The organism is Inquilinus sp., assembly GCF_057815775.1.
This window is the reverse complement of sequence record NZ_JBYRFX010001154.1, coordinates 1-1,536: the sequence shown is the minus strand read 5'-3', so window position 1 is coordinate 1,536 and position 1,536 is coordinate 1. Positions and strand designations below refer to the sequence as shown.

Annotated in this window: 2 protein-coding genes; both read left to right on the top strand. The window is 65.4% G+C overall.

Annotated elements, in window-relative coordinates; translation table 11 throughout:
* Window positions 1-690 (top strand): nucleotidyltransferase family protein (locus tag AC3XYG_RS40915; protein ID WP_489145663.1); only part of this gene is annotated, 690 nt, incomplete at its 5' end.
* The gene (locus tag AC3XYG_RS40910; protein WP_489145662.1) at window positions 683-1,414 is read left to right on the top strand and encodes a metallophosphoesterase family protein; all 732 of its coding nucleotides are present in this window, start codon (window positions 683-685) and stop codon (window positions 1,412-1,414) included. The genes AC3XYG_RS40915 and AC3XYG_RS40910, both read left to right, overlap by 8 nt.
* Window positions 1,415-1,536: the final 122 nt, after the last annotated feature.

Below are 1,536 nucleotides of genomic sequence, written 5' to 3'. Positions count from 1 at the left end.
CTGGTGGCAACCGGCCTGCCCTTCCTGCTGGCCGGCACCTACGCCGTCAGCGCCTACACCGGCATCTCGCGGCCGACCAAGGACCTCGATATCTTCTGCAAGGCCGGCGACAGCCCGCGCATCCTCGGCCATTTCCGCGACCTTGGGTACGCCATCGAGATCGAGGATGAGCGCTGGCTCGGCAAGGTGCACAAGGGCCAGCATTTCTTCGACGTGATCTACGCCTCCTCGAACGGCACCATGCCGGTGAACGAGCAGTGGTTCGACCACGCCCGGGAGATCGAGCTGTTCGGCACCAAAGTCCGGATCGTGGCCCCGACCGAGCTGATCTGGTCGAAGGCCTTCATCCAGATGCGCCACCGCTATGACGGCGCCGATGTCGCCCACGTCATCCTGAAGCAGCACGACCAGATCGATTGGCACCGGCTGCTCGGCTATCTCGAGCTGCATTGGGAGATGCTGCTGGTCCATCTCCTGAACTTCCGCTGGATCTACCCGACCGAGCGCGACCGGGTGCCGCGCTGGCTGATGGACGAACTGCTGGACCGGCTGCATCACCAGCTCGACCTGCCGCCGCCGCAGATGAAAATCTGCCGTGGCCGCATGCTGTCCCGCATCGACTACACCGCCGCAGTCGAGCAATGGGGCTTTGCCGATGTCGGCGGTGAAGGCGAATGGCGCGATGACTGACCACGAGACCCAGGCGAAGGCCCGGATGACGGTCGCCGCGATCGGCGACATCCACGTCAAGGACCAGTCCGACCCGTTGCGCGACCTGTTCGGCGAGATCTCGGCCAAGGCCGACGTGCTGGTGCTGTGCGGCGACCTGACCGACACCGGCACGGTCCGGCAGGCCGAACGGCTGGCGGAAGACCTGCGGGGCTGCGCCATCCCGGTGATCGGCGTGCTGGGCAACCACGATTATGAATGCGGCGAGATCGACGCAGTGAGATCGATCCTGACCGAAGGCGGGCTGCACCTGCTGGACGGCAGCGCGGTCGAAATCAACGGCGTCGGCTTCGTCGGGGTCAAGGGCTTCGCCGGCGGCTTCGGCAAGCGCATGCTCGGGTCGTTCGGGGAGCCGGAGACCAAGGATTTCGTCGCCGCCGCCGTCGGCGAGGCGATGCGGCTGGAGAATGCAATGCGCACGGTAAAGACGCAGCGCGCCATGGTGGTGCTGCATTACGCGCCGATCCGCGAGACCGTGGTCGGCGAGCCGGAGGAGATTTATCCGTTTCTCGGCACGTCGAGCTTGGCGGAAACCATCGATCGCTTCCCGGTAAAGGCTGTGGTGCACGGACACGCTCATCGCGGGACTTACGAAGGCAGGACGCCGGGCGGCGCGCCGGTCTACATTGTCGCAAGCCATATCGAGAAGCCGTCGGGGAAACCGTATGCGCTGTTGGATCTTTAGGCTGCGGTTGCAGCCTTGGCGTGCTATCAGCTGAGTGCCCACCAGCACGGGGCGCGGCGGTTATCCACACGCGGCACGCCTCGCGGCTTGTTGGCAACAACGGCTCGATCACGCGCCACTCG